Source organism: Nocardia sp. SYP-A9097 (genome assembly GCF_009649815.1).
In the GTDB taxonomy this organism is placed as follows: domain Bacteria; phylum Actinomycetota; class Actinomycetes; order Mycobacteriales; family Mycobacteriaceae; genus Nocardia.
This window is the reverse complement of the sequence record NZ_WJIC01000018.1, coordinates 74,267-92,692: the sequence shown is the minus strand read 5'-3', so window position 1 is coordinate 92,692 and position 18,426 is coordinate 74,267. Positions and strand designations below refer to the sequence as shown.

Annotated in this window: 19 protein-coding genes; 7 read left to right on the top strand and 12 right to left on the bottom strand. The window is 66.5% G+C overall.

Going from position 1 to position 18,426, the window contains the following annotated elements; all coding sequences use genetic code 11:
• Nucleotides 1-10 precede the first annotated feature (10 nt).
• Both GFY24_RS28930 and pdxH read right to left on the bottom strand, forming a co-directional pair.
• The gene (locus tag GFY24_RS28930; RefSeq protein ID WP_309231461.1) at nt 11-1,291 is read right to left on the bottom strand and encodes an MFS transporter; all 1,281 of its coding nucleotides are present in this window, start codon (nt 1,289-1,291) and stop codon (nt 11-13) included.
• A 109-nt stretch (nt 1,292-1,400) separates the two neighbouring features.
• Nucleotides 1,401-2,126 (bottom strand): pyridoxamine 5'-phosphate oxidase, encoded by a 726-nt coding sequence (pdxH, locus tag GFY24_RS28925; protein ID WP_153808274.1) that lies wholly within the window; start codon nt 2,124-2,126, stop codon nt 1,401-1,403.
• A 101-nt stretch (nt 2,127-2,227) separates the two neighbouring features.
• Between pdxH and GFY24_RS28920 the strand changes: the two genes are divergently transcribed.
• The gene (locus GFY24_RS28920) at nt 2,228-3,367 is read left to right on the top strand and encodes a citrate synthase 2 (protein WP_153808273.1); all 1,140 of its coding nucleotides are present in this window, start codon (nt 2,228-2,230) and stop codon (nt 3,365-3,367) included.
• A 94-nt stretch (nt 3,368-3,461) separates the two neighbouring features.
• Here GFY24_RS28920 and GFY24_RS28915 read toward each other — a convergent pair whose 3' ends face one another.
• Nucleotides 3,462-4,247 carry an RDD family protein gene (locus tag GFY24_RS28915; protein ID WP_153808272.1) on the bottom strand — a complete coding sequence of 262 codons (786 nt, stop codon included), beginning with the start codon at nt 4,245-4,247 and terminating at the stop codon, nt 3,462-3,464.
• A gap of 176 nt (nt 4,248-4,423) precedes the next feature.
• Here GFY24_RS28915 and GFY24_RS28910 point away from each other — a divergent pair, with 176 nt between their 5' ends.
• Both GFY24_RS28910 and GFY24_RS28905 read left to right on the top strand, forming a co-directional pair.
• A complete protein-coding gene (locus tag GFY24_RS28910; protein WP_153808271.1) occupies nt 4,424-4,609 on the top strand; it encodes a DUF1272 domain-containing protein in 186 nt (61 codons plus the stop codon).
• 44 nt (nt 4,610-4,653) lie between these two features.
• Nucleotides 4,654-5,523: a polysaccharide deacetylase family protein gene (locus GFY24_RS28905; RefSeq protein WP_309231460.1), complete on the top strand. Its 870-nt coding sequence runs from the start codon at nt 4,654-4,656 to the stop codon at nt 5,521-5,523.
• Nucleotides 5,524-5,657: 134 nt separating this feature from the next.
• Here GFY24_RS28905 and GFY24_RS28900 read toward each other — a convergent pair whose 3' ends face one another.
• Nucleotides 5,658-6,485: a hypothetical protein gene (locus tag GFY24_RS28900; RefSeq protein ID WP_228566735.1), complete on the bottom strand. Its 828-nt coding sequence runs from the start codon at nt 6,483-6,485 to the stop codon at nt 5,658-5,660.
• 133 nt (nt 6,486-6,618) lie between these two features.
• Here GFY24_RS28900 and serC point away from each other — a divergent pair, with 133 nt between their 5' ends.
• From serC to GFY24_RS28885, 3 genes are all read left to right on the top strand, one after another.
• Nucleotides 6,619-7,743 (top strand): phosphoserine transaminase, encoded by a 1,125-nt coding sequence (serC, locus tag GFY24_RS28895; protein WP_153808270.1) that lies wholly within the window; start codon nt 6,619-6,621, stop codon nt 7,741-7,743.
• A gap of 175 nt (nt 7,744-7,918) precedes the next feature.
• Nucleotides 7,919-9,073, top strand: coding sequence for a septation protein SepH (gene sepH, locus GFY24_RS28890; RefSeq protein ID WP_309231459.1), 1,155 nt, complete (start codon nt 7,919-7,921; stop codon nt 9,071-9,073).
• A gap of 411 nt (nt 9,074-9,484) precedes the next feature.
• On the top strand, nt 9,485-10,222 hold the full coding sequence (locus GFY24_RS28885; protein ID WP_153808269.1) for a DUF6928 family protein: 738 nt from the start codon (nt 9,485-9,487) through the stop codon (nt 10,220-10,222).
• 20 nt (nt 10,223-10,242) lie between these two features.
• Here the strand turns inward: GFY24_RS28885 and GFY24_RS28880 are convergent, their stop codons facing one another.
• Both GFY24_RS28880 and GFY24_RS28875 read right to left on the bottom strand, forming a co-directional pair.
• Nucleotides 10,243-10,533, bottom strand: a complete 291-nt coding sequence (locus GFY24_RS28880; RefSeq protein WP_309231458.1) for a DUF2537 domain-containing protein — start codon at nt 10,531-10,533, stop codon at nt 10,243-10,245.
• Nucleotides 10,530-11,333 carry an RNA methyltransferase gene (locus GFY24_RS28875; RefSeq protein WP_309231457.1) on the bottom strand — a complete coding sequence of 268 codons (804 nt, stop codon included), beginning with the start codon at nt 11,331-11,333 and terminating at the stop codon, nt 10,530-10,532. The genes GFY24_RS28880 and GFY24_RS28875 overlap by 4 nt, the downstream gene beginning before the upstream one ends.
• 91 nt (nt 11,334-11,424) lie before the next feature.
• Here GFY24_RS28875 and GFY24_RS28870 point away from each other — a divergent pair, with 91 nt between their 5' ends.
• Nucleotides 11,425-11,787, top strand: coding sequence for an FKBP-type peptidyl-prolyl cis-trans isomerase (locus tag GFY24_RS28870; RefSeq protein ID WP_153808268.1), 363 nt, complete (start codon nt 11,425-11,427; stop codon nt 11,785-11,787).
• 96 nt (nt 11,788-11,883) lie between these two features.
• On the opposite strand, the gene GFY24_RS28865 is transcribed toward GFY24_RS28870, so the two are convergent.
• From GFY24_RS28865 to GFY24_RS28840, 6 genes are all read right to left on the bottom strand, one after another.
• Nucleotides 11,884-12,168: a hypothetical protein gene (locus GFY24_RS28865; RefSeq protein WP_153808316.1), complete on the bottom strand. Its 285-nt coding sequence runs from the start codon at nt 12,166-12,168 to the stop codon at nt 11,884-11,886.
• Nucleotides 12,169-12,321: 153 nt separating this feature from the next.
• Nucleotides 12,322-13,479, bottom strand: coding sequence for a hypothetical protein (locus GFY24_RS28860; protein WP_309231456.1), 1,158 nt, complete (start codon nt 13,477-13,479; stop codon nt 12,322-12,324).
• A 29-nt stretch (nt 13,480-13,508) separates the two neighbouring features.
• The gene (locus tag GFY24_RS28855) at nt 13,509-14,885 is read right to left on the bottom strand and encodes a sensor histidine kinase KdpD (protein ID WP_153808267.1); all 1,377 of its coding nucleotides are present in this window, start codon (nt 14,883-14,885) and stop codon (nt 13,509-13,511) included.
• A 4-nt stretch (nt 14,886-14,889) separates the two neighbouring features.
• On the bottom strand, nt 14,890-15,597 hold the full coding sequence (locus GFY24_RS28850) for a response regulator transcription factor (RefSeq protein ID WP_309231455.1): 708 nt from the start codon (nt 15,595-15,597) through the stop codon (nt 14,890-14,892).
• Between the two features lie 25 nt (nt 15,598-15,622).
• Nucleotides 15,623-16,009, bottom strand: a complete 387-nt coding sequence (locus GFY24_RS28845) for a hemophore-related protein (protein ID WP_153808265.1) — start codon at nt 16,007-16,009, stop codon at nt 15,623-15,625.
• 81 nt (nt 16,010-16,090) lie between these two features.
• On the bottom strand, nt 16,091-18,220 hold the full coding sequence (locus GFY24_RS28840; RefSeq protein WP_153808264.1) for an AMP-binding protein: 2,130 nt from the start codon (nt 18,218-18,220) through the stop codon (nt 16,091-16,093).
• Between the last annotated feature and the right edge of the window lie 206 nt (nt 18,221-18,426).

The following is an 18,426-nucleotide window of genomic DNA, read 5'->3' as shown; positions in this document are numbered from 1 at the left end:
TATCGGATGCTCAGGCGGGAACTTCGGCGTGCGCCCGCGCCACCCGGTAGCGAACGAAGGCCGGGAAGACCAGCGCCGAGATCACCATCCCGATCACCACGAGCACGCCACCGCCCGCGGCCGCCGCCGCGGTTCCCACCGCCGCTGCCGCGAAACCGTGTGCAACATCACCGATTCGGGGTCCGCCCGCCACCACCACGATGAACACGCCCTGCAACCGGCCACGCATTTCATCGGTGGCCACCGACTGCAACATTGTGGTGCGCAAGGCCGCCGAGAACATGTCGACCGCACCGCCGAAGGCCAAGGACGCGAATGCGATCCACAGCGCCACCGTCGTGCTCAGGCTGTGCCCGGCCGCGCCGACCGCCAGGCCGAAGCCCACCATGCCCACACCCCACAGCACGATCAGCACCACAACGGCCAAGCCCTGCCGGCGAATTCGGGACAGCCAGCCGGAGAAGACGCCACCCAGCACCGCACCCACCGACATGGCCGCGAACAGCAGGCCGAGGGCGTGGCCACTGCTCGCGGTATCGCCGAAACTGTCCTGCGCGATCTGCGGGAACAATGCGCGCGGCATACCGAAGACCATGGCGACCAGGTCTACGGCGAAGGACGCCAACAGGATTCGCTGCGTCGCCAGGTAGACGAAGCCGTCCAGGACCTCACGCAGACCAGCGCGCCGGGCCGCACCGGTGGGCGGGATCGGCGGCAACTTCCAGGTGGCCCACAGGGTGGCCAGCAGTGCGATGGAGTCCAGCAGGTACAGCGTGGAGAGCCCGCTGACCGGAATCAGCATGCCCGCCACCACGGGTCCCGCGATCGCACCGAACTGCATGACGGTCATGGACAGCGAATTGGCCGCGGGCAGTTGATCTTCCGGCAGTAGCCGCGGGTAGATGGCACTGCGCGCGGGTTGATTCACCGCGAAGAACGCCTGCTGTACCGAGAAGAGAATCAGGATCAGCCAGGGATTGTTCAGTCCGGCCGCCGCCTGCCCCCAGAAGGCCAGCGCGGTCAGCCCGGTGCCGGCGCTGGTGATCAGCAGCAGTTTGCGCCGGTCCATCACATCGGCGAGCGCACCGCCCCACAGGCCGAACACGATGAGCGGAATCAGGCCGAAGAGTCCGGCCAGTCCGACATAGGAGGAGCTGTGCGTGATGTCGTACAGCTGCTTGGGCACCGCTACGACCGAGAGCTGCGCGCCGATCACCGTGACGATGCCGGTGGTCCAGAGCCTCCGGTAATCGGCGTTGCGTAAGGGGGTTATATCGGCGAGCAGCTTCACCGCCGTGACATTAATGGGATGAATTGCTGTGTGACTAGCCTTTATTCACGGTCGTCCCATGATTCGGACGTGAGAAAACCCACGCGCCGAAGTATTGCGATCATGCTGGTCAGGGCTGCAAACGCTCGATCTTCATGGCCGCGGTGTCGGTATTGCCCGGCTCCAGAATGACGCGAATGCGATTGTGCATGCGGCTGCGGCGGCCCTGCCAGAACTCCAGGTACTCCGGCTGCAACAGGAATCCACCCCACTGCGGCGGCACCGGAATCGGATCGACGCCCTCGAAACGAGAGGTCACCGCGGTGAGCTGGCGGTCCAGCTCCTCGCGCGAGGCGATCGGCCGGGATTGCAGCGAGGCCCACGCCCCGAGCTGCGAATCACGCGGGCGGGACTGCCAATAGACCGCGGTGGTCTCCGGCGTGACCCGGCGCACCGGACCGCGCACCGTCACCTGCCGCCCGAGCGCGGGCCAGACGAAAGTGGCCGACGCATACGGTGTCGCGGTCAGTTGCCGCCCCTTGAACGATTCGTAATTCGTGTAAAAAGTCACACCCTCGGGCGAGAGTCCTTTGCAGAGCACGCTCCGCGACGACGGCCGCGGACCCGACTCGGTGATCTCGACGGTGCACAGCACCATGGCATTGGCGTCGGTCAGTCCGGCACCGGTGGCGTGCTCGATCCAGTTGCGTAGCAACGGTTCCCAGCCGTCCGCCAGCCAGCTCTCGTCGAGGTCGGTCTCCGGTCCCGGATGATTGTCGCCGGCGTCGACTCCGTACTCCACGCGCAGGGCCGCGATATCGAGGTCGGAAGTGGCGTAATTCTCCTGGTCGGACATGGGCCAGACGTTACTCCGCAGTAATGCGCGCGTTAAGGTCATAGGTGATCGGCGTGGCTGCCCATGGATCGGGCAGCCCGATTTGCAAGGAGAGTCACAACATGACTGCCAGCGCTGCGGCCAGCCCTGTCATCCCAGCTGATTTCGTCAGCGGTCTAGAAGGCGTGGTGGCATTCACCACCGATATCGCCGAACCGGATAAGGATGGCGGCGCGCTCCGGTACCGCGGCGTCGACATCGACGACCTGGTCGCGAACCGGGTCACCTTCGGTGACGTGTGGTCCCTCCTGGTCGACGGTGAATTCGGGCACGGCCTCCCGCCGGCCGAGCCGTTCCCGCTGCCGATCCACACCGGCGACGTGCGCGTCGACGTACAGGCCGGGCTCGCCATGCTCGCCCCCATCTGGGGTTACCAGCCGCTGCTGGACATCGACGACGCCACCGCCCGCGACAATCTCGCGCGTGCCTCGGTCATGGCGCTGTCCTATGTCGCCCAGTCGGCGCGCGGCATCTACCAGCCCGCGGTACCGCAGAAGAAGATCGACGAGTGCACCACCATTACCGAGCGGTTCATGACCCGCTGGAAGGGTGACCCGGACCCCAAGCACACCGAGGCCATCGACGCCTACTGGGTGTCCGCCGCCGAGCACGGTATGAACGCCTCCACCTTCACCGCCCGCGTCATCGCCTCCACCGGCGCCGATGTCGCCGCCTCGCTGTCGGGTGCGATCGGCGCCATGTCCGGCCCGCTGCACGGCGGCGCCCCGGCCCGCGTGCTGCCGATGATCGAAGCGGTCGAGAAGTCCGGTGACGCGCGGGCTCTGGTCAAGGGGATCCTGGACCGCAAGGAGAAGCTCATGGGCTTCGGGCACCGGGTCTACCGGGCCGAGGACCCGCGTGCCCGCGTGCTGCGCGCCACCGCCAAGCGCCTGGCCGCCCCGCGCTACGAGGTCGCCGCCGCACTCGAGCAGGCCGCCCTGGCCGAACTGCGCGAGCGCCGCCCGGACCGCGCCATCGAGACCAATGTCGAATTCTGGGCCGCGGTCATCCTGGACTTCGCCGAGGTGCCGGCGCACATGATGCCCGCCATGTTCACCTGTGGCCGCACCGCCGGCTGGTGTGCGCACATCCTCGAGCAGAAGCAGCTCGGCAAGCTGGTCCGCCCGGCCGCCATCTACACCGGCCCGGCCCCCCGCCTGCCCGAGACCGTGGTCGGCTGGGACACCGTCATCCGCAAGTGATTCCGGCGCGCGCGGCCGAATAGGCAACGCCCCCATACAGTTCGTGGCCCGCAGCGGATTCCGCTGCGGGCCACACTGTTTCGTACCCGGCTGACTAGACCTTCACCACGATGGTGTTGACGATCTTGTCGGCCAGCGTCTGGCGCTTGCTGTCCCACAGCGGCATCAACCAGCCGATGTAGCAGGCGAAACTGTCCACCGCGTGCAGCATCTTGCGGCCGAGCGCGAGACCGAAACCCACCGGCTGGCCGGTGGATTCGCGCACCAGGCGAATGCCGGCGATCTTCTTGCCCGGTGTCTGGCCGGTGGTGCCCTCGCGGTAGACCAGGAAGAGCACGGCGCCCACGAAGAGCGCGAACGCCAGCAGCACGCAGATGATGCCCAGCGCATTGAGTCCACCGGAGGTGCAGCCCGCCGAATAGCTGTGGGTCGAGCTGTAGGTGTTGTTGTTGTAGTAGGACGAGCAGTCGGGCGTATCCGAGCCGGCGGTGCCGGCCAGCACCTGAAGGATGATCGCGGGCACGAAGAACATCAGCATGTCGAGCAGGTACGCGCCCACCCGCGCACCCCAGCTCGCGTACGGCAGCTGCGGCGCGCCGTAGGGGGAGTAGCCGCCATAGCCGGGTTGTGCTGCGCCGTAAGGCTGTTGGGCATAGTCGTAGACCGGCTGCGCGGCACCCTGCGGTGGGAATCCGGGCTGTGCGGGCGGTTGCTGCGGGTACCCGGGCTGTGCGTAGCCGGGTTGTGCGGGCTGCTGGGGATAGCCGTAGCCGGGCTGCGCGTCCTGGGGCGGGTAGCCGCCGTATCCAGGTTGCGGTTGCTGTGGGGGATAGCCGTATCCGGGCTGCTGCGGCGGATACGGGTTGTTCGGGTAGGTCATGTACTTCCTTGTTGCGAGTCGAAACGGCCGATACCGCAAGGGGGAGCGGTACCGGGCACCCCCCGATTGCCGCCGATTGGCTACCGGCGGACAAGGTGACTGGGCCGATACAGTCTGGAGCACTCGCGTGGTGCCGGCGCGCCGGGGTTCGGCAGAGTGAAACATGGAGGTGCGACATGGCATTGGAGATGCGGACGCGTTGCGAACGTTGCGAAGCAGTGGAATTGCCCGCGGACGGTCCGGCGGTCATCTGCTCCTTCGAGTGCACGTTCTGCGAACCCTGCGGCCGAACAATGAATTACATTTGTCCGAATTGTCGTGGTGAATTGGTTGCGAGGCCGCGAAGGTCCGAACAACGCTGATTTCAATCCTGGGTGTCGGGTTGCGTTTGGCATAACCTGCCCAGGTGCTCGATGCAGGACTTTCGCGGAGACGTCTGCTCACCGTCGGTGCGGCCATGGCCGCCGGCTATATATCCGCCGGCTGCGGGAGAGCCAGCGGTAACGACCGCATTCTCGAACCGCCGCTGAACCGTGCGGACAAAAGCCTGGCCTCCGCCGACCTGCCGCTCGCGCACGGCGGAGTGGGCCCGGACGCGGTGGCCGCCAAATACGCCGGGAAGAACCCGCAGCAGTGGGGCACCGATATCTCCGGCATCCGCACCAACTTCGACACCGCCGGAAGGCAATTCGCGCTCACCTTCGACGCGTGCGGCGGTCCGGGCAATAACGATATCGACGAGAATCTGCTGAGTCTGCTTATCGCACAGCAGCTTCCGGCGACCCTTTTCCTCAACAAACGCTGGATCGACGCGAATCAGGTGCGCGCCGCCCAACTCGCCGCCAACCCGCTCTTCGAACTCGCCAATCACGGCACCGCGCACCGGCCGCTCTCGGTGAACGGCCGTCCCGCCTACGAGATCAAAGGCACCGGCAGCCCGCAGGAGGCCGTGGACGAGGTCTGGGGCAATCACGAACGCCTCACCAAGCTGGTCGGGCGCGCGCCCCGCTTCTTCCGCAGCGGCACCGCCCATTACGACGAATTGGCGGTGGCCATCGTCCAGGACCTGGGCGAAACCCCCGTCGGCTACTCGCTCAACGCCGACTCCGGCGCGACCTCGAATGCCGCTCAGGTACAAGCGAACATGATGAAGGCCAAACCCGGCGGCATCTCCCTCGCCCATATGCACCGCCCCAACTCCGGGACCGGTCCGGGGATGTACGCGGCCCTGACCGCCTTGAAAGGCAACGGGTTCCAGTTCGTGCGACTCCCGTAGGGGGCGGAATCCACTCGGTCCTGTGGATCCCGGCCACAAGCACGCCGGAATGGCGGGATGTTGCGCGCTCTGGGATGGCCGGGTGTTGCGTGCGCTGCGATAGCGGGGGTGTTGTGTGCGCAGGCTGGTGATTGTCAGTCGGGACGGTGCGAGGCATACCAGTCGACGGTCACGGACTCACCGTGGTCGACGGTGAAGAAGGCGACTTCCAGGTGGCCGCCCAGATCGACCAATTCCAGGGCGGGCAGCGGGACGGGCGCGATGATGCGGACTCGCCAGGGGGAGGGTTCGTCCCAGGCGCGCAGTTCCAGGTCCAGGCGCAGTACCGGGTCGTCGCGGCCGGTGTAGTCGGCGGCTACGGGCGTGGTGGCCAGGACGGTGGCGCGGGCGCGGCGGCCGTCGGCCAAGATCTTGGCGATATTGGTGCGGCTCGCCTCCTCGACGGCGGGCACGTAGAGGACCACGCGGTCATGGTCGCCGGGGTCGACGCGGCAGGACACCACATCGCCGGGCTGCATCCATTCCTGGTCAGGGGCATTGACGCGCTGGCGTACGCGGGTCTCGTACGCGTTCCGGCCCTCGAGCTGAATACGCACCCAGAACTCCTGGCCGGGCCCGGGGCGCGGGTCCGCGAATTGTGGCGCGGGGTCGATACTCCGGGCCGGGGGTTTCCCGGCCTCGGAGCGAACGCTCAGGATGGTCGCGGTGCCTTCGGCGCCGTGCATGAGCAGCTCCCGGCGGGCGGCATCATCGAGGGCCGGACCCCGGCGGACGAGCCCGTGCGAGCCGAATTGGGAGGACAGCCGTAGTCCGGCCAACCGGCGCAGCAGCCCGGGACGCGGCTCCGGTTCCGTGCGACGGCCCGCCTCGACCACGGTAAGACCCTGTGTACCGGCCGATTTCGAGGCCGCGGCGGGTGTGCCGAGGGGAGATCCAGGTCGCTCGTGCGCGGCCATGTTCATGCTGCTGAACGGTAGTGCCTGTGTGGCTCGCACCACAGCGATACCCGTTGTTTGCCGGAGCCCGCGCGCCGAACGTGTTCCAGGGTCGACCCACTCGTTTCGGGGCTGATACGCAGCAACTACCCTTGTCGCCATGACCTCTGCGTTCCCGACCATCCCCGACGATCTCAAGCCCGCCGACGGACGGTTCGGCTGCGGACCCTCCAAGGTGCGTCCCGAACAGCTGCAGTCCCTGGTGGATACCGGCGCCTCCGTATTCGGTACCTCGCACCGGCAGAAGCCGGTCAAGGACGTGGTGGCCCGGGTGCGTTCCGGCCTGCGCGAATTGTTCACCCTGCCCGACGGTTACGAGGTCGTGCTGGGCAACGGCGGCACCACCGCGTTCTGGGACGCCGCCGCCTTCGGCCTGATCCGTGAGAAGTCGCTGCACCTGACCAATGGCGAGTTCTCCTCCAAGTTCGCCTCGGTCGCCAAGGCCAACCCGTTCATCGGCGACCCGATCGTGGTCAAGGCGGAGCCGGGCAGCGCGCCCGAGCCCACCTCCGATCCGTCGGTCGACCTCATCGGCTGGGCGCACAACGAGACCTCCACCGGTGTCGCCATTCCGGTTTCGCGTCCCGCGGGTTCGGAGAACGCGCTGATCGCCATCGACGCCACCTCCGGCGCGGGCGGTCTGCCGGTGAATATGGCCGACGCCGATGTCTACTACTTCGCACCGCAGAAGTGCTTCGCTTCCGATGGCGGCCTGTGGATCGCGCTGATGAGCCCGGCCGCGCTGGCGCGTGTCGAGGAGATCAAGAACTCCGGTCGTTTCACCCCGGAATTCCTGTCGCTGCCCATCGCGGTGGATAACTCCACCAAGGACCAGACTTACAACACCCCGGCGCTCGCCACGCTGTTGCTGTTCGCGAATCAGATCGAATGGATGAATGGCAATGGCGGACTTGATTGGTGCGTGAAGCGCACCGCGGATTCCTCTTCGCGTCTGTACAACTGGGCCGAGACCAGCGAATTCGCAACGCCTTTCGTGGTGAACCCGGCGCATCGCTCGCAGGTGGTCGGCACCGTCGACCTCAATGATTCGGTGGATGCCGCACAGGTTGCGAAGGTATTGCGTGCCAACGGAATCGTCGATACCGAGCCGTACCGTAAGCTGGGCCGTAACCAGTTGCGTGTCGGTATGTTCCCGGCGATCGATCCGGAGGATGTGTCGCAGCTGACCCGCTGCATCGATTGGGTCGTAGAGCAGATCGGCTGATCCCGAAACTTAGACACAGTATGCGGCGCGGGACTCTGGCGACAGATTTCCGCGCCGCGTGTCTCGCCCCATGAATCACAGAAGTGCACTACTGTTCCAGAACGTGGGCGGTGTCGCGAGCCTGACCGCTGTGTAGACGCAGCACTGTGTTCGACGCAGTGACAAGGAGGTAACGGTGCGTGAACTTCGAGTAATCGGATTGACGCCCGATTCCACACATATCGTGTGCATCGATACCGAGAGTGGTCAGAAGTACCGGCTGCCCGCCGATGACAAACTGCGCGCCGCTGCCCGCGGAGATCTTGCCCGATTCGGCCAAATCGAGATCGAAACGGAAGCCACGATGCGCCCTCGCGATATCCAGGCTCGAATCCGTGCCGGTGCCTCGGTCGAGCAGGTGACCGAAGAGTCCGGTATGCCCGCCAGTCGAGTGGAGCGCTTCGCGTATCCCGTTCTCCTGGAACGTGCCCGGGCCGCCGAGCTGGCGCAGAAGGCGCATCCGGTGCGCAATGACGGCCCCGCCGTCGAGACCCTCATCGAGATCGTCTCCGCGGCCTTCGCCGAGCGCGGCCACACCATCGAGTCCGCCGAATGGGATGCCTGGAAGGACGAGAAGGCCTACTGGGTCGCGCAATTGCAGTGGCAGGCCGGTCGTTCGGTCATTGCCGCGCACTGGCGCTACCAGCCCGACGCGCACGGCGGTTCGGTTGTGCCGCTCGATGATCCGGCCTCGGATCTGATCGACCCCGACTTCGGCCGGGCCCTGCGCGGGCTCGCCACCATCCTGCCGGACCAGAACGAACCCCTGGCTCCGGAGCCCGCTCCCGCGCCACGTACCACCGCACCCGCGCCCCGCGAGGAGCGCGCGGAGTACGAATCCGCGCCGGCCCGGGTCGCCGGCCAGCAGTCCATGGACGGCTACTACGAGCAGCGCCCCGCTGTCGGTGACGGCACCGTGCCCGCTCCGGCGGTCGCCGCCGCGGCCGCGGCCCCGGTCGCCACCCCGACGGCTCCGGTCACGACTCCGCCTGCGGCCCCGGCACATTCGGCTCCGGCGCAGACGGCTCCCGCGTATACGGCCCCGGCGCAGACCGCGCCCGCTCCGGCGGCGCCGGCCCCTCCCGCTCCGGCTCCGGTCGAAGAGCCCGCTCCGGCGGAACCGGCCGCACCTGCCGCCCCCGCGGCCGCTGCTACCCCGGCCGCTGCCGCTCCGGCCGCGCAACCGGCCGCCAAGCCCGCGCAGAAGCCCAATCGCGCGAAGCGTGGCGGTAAGGCCCCCATGCCGTCTTGGGAAGATGTGCTCCTAGGCGTGCGCAGCTCCGGTCACTGACCGCGTCCCGCCCCCGCGATGCGATGGGTGCGGAACGGCTGTGTGTGGCTGGAGTTCGCGCATTCGACTACAGATTGAATGCTGAAAGTTTGCTATCGCACGAAATCTGCTGCGTCACGGTGGCTGTTGTCGATTGCCGCCGACCGAGGTTTCCTGATCGGTGCGGATGTGTCCGAGCGCAACCGCGAAAATCGGCCAAATGACTGAATTGTCCGAAGATCCCCAGGCGGCGGGGAGTTCGCCGCGCCGGGGAAGACCTCCCGCAACAGCGACATTTCGGCCGTGGCGGGGGTAGATTTTGTAGTGGTGGCGGTGATTGCCGGGGCGGTCCGCGCCTATGTCGATTAACGGTCACCGAATGTTGCTCAAAATTTGCCAGATGTAGATTTTTGAGAATTCGGGAGGTGCGAATTGCCATCCACAGTCTCGTCCCTCTGGTACGTCGACGCCTCCGATCCGGTCGGAGTGCTGCGCGCGCACCCGGGACCGGATCCGGCAGCGGCCTGGGCGCTGGCGCGTCAACTCCATCCCGACCGCGATGTGGTGCCCGCCGCCTCCGGCACCATGAAGGTGTGGGCGGGGCCCGATCCCGAATCCATTTATATCGGCTGCTATCCCGGTGTGACCGTGGTCTGCTCCACCCGGGCCGCATTGCCGCGCCCCACCAAATTGCCTGAGCTGCTGGTCCGTCCGCTCGCCTCCGAGCACACCTACCTGGTCTCCTACGACCTCTCGCTGGGCTGGGGTGCGTTCGCCGAATGGGAGCGCGGGGAATTCCGCCGATCCTTCAGCGCCAGCCGCGTCAATATTCTTGAGGACGAGGGCATGCCCCAGGTATGGGAGCGGCCGTATTGGGCGGGGGAGTACCCGATCGAATTGGAGCCCGGGGAATTGACGGACCCCCAGTTATTACCGTTCGACCCACCGGATTTCGCGGGCGCCGCCAATCAGGAGTGGCTCGGCTTCCGGTATCGCGGCAAATTCTCCGAGGACGCGCTCACCCCGGATCAAATCGAAGTGTGCGGATTCTCGCTGTTCCCCAAGGGCGAAGCCCCCGCACTCGACGAACCCGCCGCACCGGTGACCGCGGAACGCAATGGCAAACGCGGATTGTTCGGCTGGCTGCGCGGTAAGGACCGGGTGTCCTGAGTTACCCGGCCCGGAATTACTCAGGCCAGCAAGGCAATCCAGCCGAGGAGTACGCCCGCACCCAGCCCGGCGATCACCCAGCGCGTCACCGGCTGAAAGCGCCAGCGCCACGCGGTCGGCGTAACACCGCCCACCGCAATGAGATTCACGGCCACCGACAGGATGGGGTGTATACGCGCCAGTGCCTCACCGAAGGCATAGACCCCGGCCGCGCTCAGCAACGCCACGAAGGCGATGACGGCGATACCGGACGCCCACGGTGTCGGCTCGGAGTATCCGTATCCATAGGGTCCATCGGGCGGATAGCTCACTGGGCACGCACTCTTTCGTAGAAGGCCATGGCGGCGGCGGTGGCCACATTAAGGGAATCGGTGCCCGGTGTCATGGGGATGCGAGCGCGAATATCGCTGGCGCGCATGGTTTCCTCGGTCAGGCCCGGACCCTCCGCGCCGAGCAGCAGGGCCACCCGGTCGCCGGTCATGGCGTGCGCGAGGGTGTCGGCCGCGGGATCGGGGGTGAGGGCGATAATCTGGAAACCCTTGTCGCGCAGGGTATTCAGGCCATCGGGCAGGTCGGGCAGCGGTGCGAAGGGAATGCGCAGCACATGCCCCATGGAGACGCGCACCGAACGCCGGTACAGCGGATCCGAGCAGCGGTCGCCGAACAGCACCGCGTCCGCGCCGAGTCCCGCCGCGTTACGGAAGATCGAGCCGATGTTCTCGTGATCGTTCACGCCCTCCAGTACGGCCACCGTCCGCGCGTTCGCGAGTATGTCCGCGGCGGTGAGTTCCGGGGGCCGCCGCGCCGCTGCCAGCACACCGCGATTCAGATGGAATCCGACGATCTCCGCCATCACCTCGGCCGTCGCGCGGTAATACGGCACGTCGACGGCCGCCAACTGCTCGGCGAGAATCTCGTATTTGCGTGCCACCCCGAGTAATCCGAAGGGCGCGAATCGTGAGGTCAGCATGCGTTCCACCACAACCGTGCCCTCGGCGATCACCAATCCTTTTCCGCCGGGCAGGTCCGGTCGCCGGTCCGCATTACTGAGGTCGCGGAAATCGGCGACGCGCGGGTCGGCGGGGTCGTCGATATCGATCACTTCGGCCACCGGGACATTCTCGCGCGACGTCGTTCATGGTCGGTGCGGGGCACCGCATAAGGTGATTGACGATCCGATCCCCTATCGAAGAGGACTGCCCATGAGCAAGCCGCTTATCGAATTCCAGGACGGGCCCGCGCCCGCCACGCTGGTCATCAAGGACCTCGTCGTGGGCGACGGCGCCGAGGCGAAGCCGGGTGATACCGTCGACGTGCACTATGTGGGCGTCGAGTTCGACAGTGGTGAAGAGTTCGATTCCTCCTGGAACCGTGGCGAGTCCATCACCTTCCCGCTGCGCGGCCTGATCCAGGGCTGGCAGGACGGCATTCCGGGCATGAAGGTCGGCGGACGCCGCCAGCTCACCATCCCGCCGGAGCTCGCCTACGGCTCCGCCGGCTCCGGACACCACCTGTCGGGCAAGACCCTGGTCTTCGTCATCGACCTGCTGGACGTGCTGAGCTAGGCTCTGCGCCCTCGCCAGCGCGAAAAACAATGCGCCCGCCTCACTTACGCGAGGCGGGCGCGGTTGTAGGTGGGGATGGAAGACCCCGCCCAGGCGCTAGGAGCCGATGATGGAGTTCATGATGGTGCCGGCGCTGGTGGCGGTGGCACCGCCGAGCATGGCGTTGGCGACCATTTTGGGGGAGCTCGCTCCGCCGCCCCACTTCTCCCAGGCGAATTTGCCGCCGCCGTAGGTGATGGCGGCAATGCCGGACATCTGGGTGAACCAGGTGAAGTAGCGGAACATCTTCATCATCTTGTCGGCCATGGGCGGGGTTTCGGCCGTGGGATTGCCCATCTGGGCCAGGACTGTGCCGTACATGTCGTGCGCGGCCAGCAGCATGCTCACAATCGTTTCCTCTCCGGTACCGGGGCGCTGTGGGGTGGAGCCGTGGCGCGGGTCAGGCTGGAGCGTCAAAACAAGATCGATTAGAGCAAATCGGAGTTGATCTTAACCGGGCAAACCGCCGATGTGTTGCTGATTGTTTGCCAACATTTATTTGCGGACGATATCCACCGGATCGGAGAGTGCCGAAGCGATCGCCGACTGCTGCGGGACACCGCGCTGCGGCAGCGCGTTCAACGCCTGCGTGGCCTGATTGCCCAGCGTGGTCGTGACGGTTTGCAACTGCGTCACCCCGGAGGTGAGCGCGTGCAGCGCGCCCAGCAACTGCGTCTTGCCCTGATCGGCCAGCGCCGGAATGCTCGCGGCCAACTGACCGCCCTGATTCAACTGCGCGCTCGCGTCACCCAGGCGCGACGCCCCCGACCGCAGCAGTTGACCGAGCTGGGTATCCGGGGTGACGGTGATACCGACCAGGTCGCCCACCCCATTGAGCTGCGTCCCGGCCTGATTCGCGACCGTCTGCAACCCCTGCAGCTGGCTGATAATGCTCGCCAGCTGCGGATCGCCCGCGAACGGCAGCCCCTGCAGCAGCGGCACAATGGCATTGATACCGGTGCTCAACTGATTCGCGGCCTGCGAGACCTGCCCGACCGTGACCCCGGTCGAATCCAGGGCGGTGGCAAGGTCATCGGCCTGCGTGGTGGCGGCCGAGACCGTGGCGTTCAGCTCGGTGATCGCCGAAGTGATCTGTCCCGCACCGTCTTTCGCCTGATCGAGGAAGGCCAGCATCTCATCTGCCCCGGAGCCGAACTGCTGGGACGCGTCGGCGGCGGCCTGCACGCCCGCGTTCAGCAGGGTGGTGGTGAAGGCGACCTGCTGCATCTGCCCGCGCGCGTTGTTCATGGACGCGAACAGGGTGTCCATGCCGGATGCGCTGATCCGCTTGGTGACGTCATTGACCGCGTCGTTCACGATATTCGCGTCGGCGCGGTTATTGGTGGTCACGGTGACCTCCGCCTTGCGCGGCTTATCGGTACCGAGCGAGGCGATATCGGCGGAGAGGTCGGTGGGCAGGGTAATGATCACCGCGTAGTCGTCGGTACTCGCCGAGTCGACCACACTCCAGTCGCGAGTTCCGCTGTCCTGCAATGCCCGTGCGATTTTCGCCCCGGTCGGCCCGGTATCGCCGTTGATCAGCGCCACCCCGGTCGGCGCGGGTGACATCCGCAGGTAGGCGACCGCACCGGCCGCGACCGCGGCGGCCAGCAGCATGGTGAACAGGACCAGGACGCGACGTTTTCCCAACACCGTTAAGACCGTACTGGTATGAATTGCGGTCAGCTCTGACGTTTGTCTGAGAGTTCGGTAAAGACCGGCGCATTCGGCAATTCCAGTACCAGGCGCACGCCACCGAGCAGTCCATCGTCGAAATAGGCACGCCCGCCGTGCAATTGGGCCTGCTGCGCCACCAATGCCAGTCCGAGCCCGGATCCGCCCTTGGCGGCCTGACTGCCGCGCGCGAAGCGTTCGAATACCGCGGTACGTTCGTCGGCGGGAATACCGTGCCCATTGTCGTCGACCGAAATGACTATGTGCCCGTGGGGATCTCGATGCGCGGAGACCAGCGCGTCGGTCGCGCCACCGTGTCGCGCGGAATTGGCGAGGGCATTGTCGATGGCGAGTCGCAGCCCGGTCGGCAGGCCGCGGGTGACGAGCTCGGCATCGGTATCGATGCGCACCTTCAGATTCGGGAAGTGCCGATTGGCGTCGTGCGCGGCGGCGTCGACCAATTCGGCCACATCGGTGGCCACGTGATCGCGGGCATTGGTGAGATCGCCCGCCGCGAGCCGTTCCAGTGCGGCCAGGGTGGATTCCACCCGGTTCTGGCCGCGATGCAGGTCGGTCAGGATCTCCGCGCGCTGGGCCTCGTCCAGGTCGAGGGTGCGCAGCACCTCCAGGTCGGTGCGCATGGCGGTGAGGGGTGTGCGCAGTTCGTGCGCGGAGACGGCGGCGAAATCGCGTGCGGTCTCCAGCGCGGCGGCGGTCTCGGCCTGTGCTCGGTCGATGCGCTCCAGCATGGTGTTGACCGCGTCGGCGAGCTGTTCGGATTCCCGGACGCCGTGCCCCTCGACGGGGAGCGGCCCGCCGGGTTCGCTGTGCCGGTCCAGTTGCCGGGTGAGACTCTCGATGGGCCGGACCGCGCGCCCGCCGAAGAGCCAGCCCAGTCCGGCCGCCGCGGCGACGGCGATCAGTGCCGCCCACAGCACCCAGCGGCGTTGCGCGGCGGTGGTCTTCTCGTTCTCGGTGGTCGGAATGCCAAGGGAGACAACACGTCCCGAGGGCTGATTCTGGGTGGTGGTGAGCACCCGATAGGTATTGCCGGCCACCGCGACGGTGTGATTACCGACCGGCAGCGGTGGCAGCTGCACCGAGGTGCTGGCCAGTGACCCGTCGGCATTGCGCACGGTGAGCGCCATATCGTTGGTCGGCCCGAGCACGCCCAGCACGGTCACCGCGAGCACCGGTTCGATGAGTACCACCCGAGAGGTGACGGACAGCTGCTGATCGGCCTGGGCGAGATTATTGCGCTCGATGGCGTACATGGTGAACCAACTCAGCGCCGCCACAATGATTGTCGCGCCGAGGGCGGCCGCGCCCGCGACCCGCGCTCGCAATGAGAACGAGCGGCGGCGGGGACGGCGGAGGCGATTCATGGCGTCATTTCGGTGCTCGTAAGACGAATCCGACGCCGCGAATGGTGTGCAGTAGCCGGGGCGTGCCGTCGATCTCCATTTTGCGTCGCAGATAGCCGACGAAGACATCCACCACATTGGTGTCGGCGGCAAAGTCGTAGCCCCACACCAACTCCAGTAGTCGTTCCCGGCTCAATACCACTCCGGCACTGCGCGCCAGGGTGGAGAGCAGTTCGAATTCTCTTTTGGTGAGCTCGATTTCGTTGCCGTGCAATAGCGCGCGATATCCGGCGACATCAACTTCCAAGGGCCCCACCGTAATTGCACCGGGCACCGTCGAGGCGGGGGTATCGCTGCGCCGCCGCAGCAGCGCCTTGATGCGCGCCACCAGTTCGGCCAGGACGAACGGCTTGACCAGGTAGTCGTCGGCCCCGGATTCGAGTCCGGCGATCCGATCGTCGACCGAATTGCGCGCCGACAGTACGCAGATCGGCACCTCATTGCCCATGGCGCGCAGTGCGGTGACCACGCCCGCACCGTCCAGGATGGGCATATTCATATCGAGCACAACGGCATCGGGCGAGGTCTCGTTCACCGCGCGCAGGGCCTGCGCCCCGTCCCGGGCGATGACCACCCGGAAGCCGGAGAGCCGGAGCCCGCGTTCGACGGAGACGAGAACGTCCTCATCGTCGTCGACGACCAGGACAGTCGGAATCTCTCCGCGTTCGACCACGGGCTCCATTCTGGCAGCCGTTACGTCAGTAGTTGTGGCAGGTGTCGGCGACGGTCTGGATCGTGGCGGCGATTCCACCCGCGCGCGGGTCGCTGGTGGCGGAGTTGGCGGCATCCGGGTTGTCGCGCACGTAGGCGTCGAACTCGGCCTGGCGCTGGGCGGGGGACTGGTCGAACTTGGCCTTCAATTCGGCCTTCTGCGCGGGGTTCTGGTCGAGGATCGAGGCCAGGGCGGGGGCCTTGTCGTGCAGGGCGGCATCGACCTGCGCGAAGCTGCAGGTCGAATTGAGTAGGGGCGCGGCCAGATCCAGCGGGCCGGCGGAGGCGGTGGCGGGAACCAATGCGATCGCCATCGTGGCGAGGGCACCGGCCCCGAGGACTGCGGCGATCCGGCGATTACGGACGAGACTCATGCCACGGACGCTAGGCCATCGCCATGGGAGTCGCGTGAACGATCTCTGAGAAAACCTTGTGGGTGACCGGATTCGCCCCGGTCAGCTGGTGGGTGCCGGATCTCCGGCGGGTGTGGCGGCGGGTCCGCCGGGCGCGTTGGGATCGATGCGGCGGAAGGGTGTGGTGGCGGCGGCATCGGCGGCGGCGATGCGCTCCTTGTCCTCCATCAGGGTCACGGCATCGCGGATCTGCTTCTCCAGCGTGGGCAGCATGGCGACATCCTCGATGGTGGGCGGTACCTCATAGGTTTCGCCCGCCGCGATCTGACGCATGGTGCGGCGCAGGATCTTTCCCGAACGCGTCTTCGGCAGCGAGGTCACCAGGACCACGTCGTAGAGGGTGGCGATGGCACCCACCCGCTCGCGAACCCGCGCGATGATCTGCGCGCGCAGCTGCTCGGCATCGATATCGACCCCGGCCTTGAGCACCACATATCCGATGGGCCGCTGGCCTTTCAGCTCATCCGCCACCCCGACCACCGCGGTCTCGGCGACCAGCGGATGTCCGGCGATGGCGGCCTCGATCCCGCCCGCGGACAGACGGTGTCCGGCCATATTGATCACATCGTCGCTGCGGCCCAGGACGAACAGGTAGCCGTCCTCGTCGAAGAAACCGGAGTCACCGGTCAGGTAGTGCCCGGGATACGCGGAGAGATAGGAGCGTTCGAAGCGCGCGTTGTCCCGCCACAGTGTGGTCAGCGTGCCGGGCGGCAGCGGCAGCCCGATGACGATATTGCCCTCGGTATTCGGCGGTACCGCATTGCCTTCGGAGTCCAGCACCCGCAGCCGGTATCCGGGCACCGGCACCGAGGCGGAACCGGCCTTGATCGGAAGCTGTTGCAGCCCGAGCGGATTGGCGCAAATGGGCCAGCCGGTCTCGGTCTGCCACCAGTGATCCACCACCGGGCAGTCCGGCCGCTCCGCGAGCAGGGTATCGACCGACCATTCATAGGTGGCCGGGTCGAGCCGCTCACCGGCGCAGAACAGGGCGCGCAGCGAGGAGAGATCGTGCCGCCGGGCCAGCGCGGCTTCCGGATCGGCGCGGCGGATGGCGCGCAGCGCGGTCGGCGCGGTGAACATGACATCCACCTTGTAGTCGTCGATCAGCCGCCAGAAGGTGCCCGCGTCAGGGGTTCCGATCGGCTTACCCTCATAAAGAATGGTGGTCGCGCCGACCAGCAGTGGCGCGTACACGATGTAGGAGTGCCCGACGACCCAGCCGATATCGGAGGTCGTGAGCATGACCTGACCGGCGTCCAAGTCATAGATATTGCGCATGGACCAGGCCAGCGCGACCGCGTGCCCGCCGTTGTCGCGCACCACGCCCTTGGGCTTTCCGGTGGTGCCGGAGGTATAGAGGATGTACAGCGGATCGGTCGCGGCGAGCGAGACCGGTTCGGCCGGTTCGGCATCGCGGATGGCCTCGTCCCAGTCCAGCCAGTGCGCGGCCACGGTCTGCGAGGAGTCCGGCAGATGTTCGGTGGCGGCCTGGGTGGCCGGAAAGCGCAGCTCCGGAAAGCCGTCGCGCTGTTTGACCAGCACATTGCGGGGCGCGGTGGTCTCCGCGAGATCCAACGCCTGCAACACGATCGGCGGGTACTCGATACGGCGGCCGGGTTCGAGGCCACCGGAGGCGGTGACGATCAGCACAGGCTCCGCATCGTCGATGCGGGCGGCCAGTTCGTGTGCCGCGAAACCACCGAAGACCACCGAGTGCACCGCGCCGATGCGGGCGCAGGCGAGCATTGCGATGACGGCCTCGGGAATCATCGGCATATATATGACGACTCGATCGCCGGTACGCACACCGAGTCGCACCATGGATCCGGCAAATCGGGCGACTTCGTCCAGGAGTTGTGCGTATGTGTAAACACGCCTGGTGCCCGTCATAGCGGAGTCGTATATTAGTGCGGGCTGATTAGCGCGACCCCCCTCCGGACTGTCGGAACCGTCCTCCGAGGGTGTGATCTCGCGCACATGCCGATCCAGCGCGTTGTAGGAGGTGTTGAGGCGAGCGTCCGGAAACCAGCGGGCCGTCGGCCGCGAATTCGAGTCGAGAATCTGGGTCGGTGGTACATCCCAGCTGATGGATTCGGCCGCGGTGCGCCAGAACTCAGAGGGGTCGACCAGGCTCAATTGATACGCCGGTCGGTACTCCTGCTTCGCGTTCAACCCGGTGACTCCCTAGCTCCGCTGCACGCATATGAAGGGCATGGATGCCCGCCTCGATAGATCAGCCTGATTGTGGCAGACTTCACGCGACGTCCGGGCGGACGCCGCGACCTTTGATTTTGCCTGCAAATGGCTGGTCAGCGGCCGGTGGTTGCCAGAAGGTCACACAAGAAGTTATTGATCCGTTAGAATCGCATGTCACATAT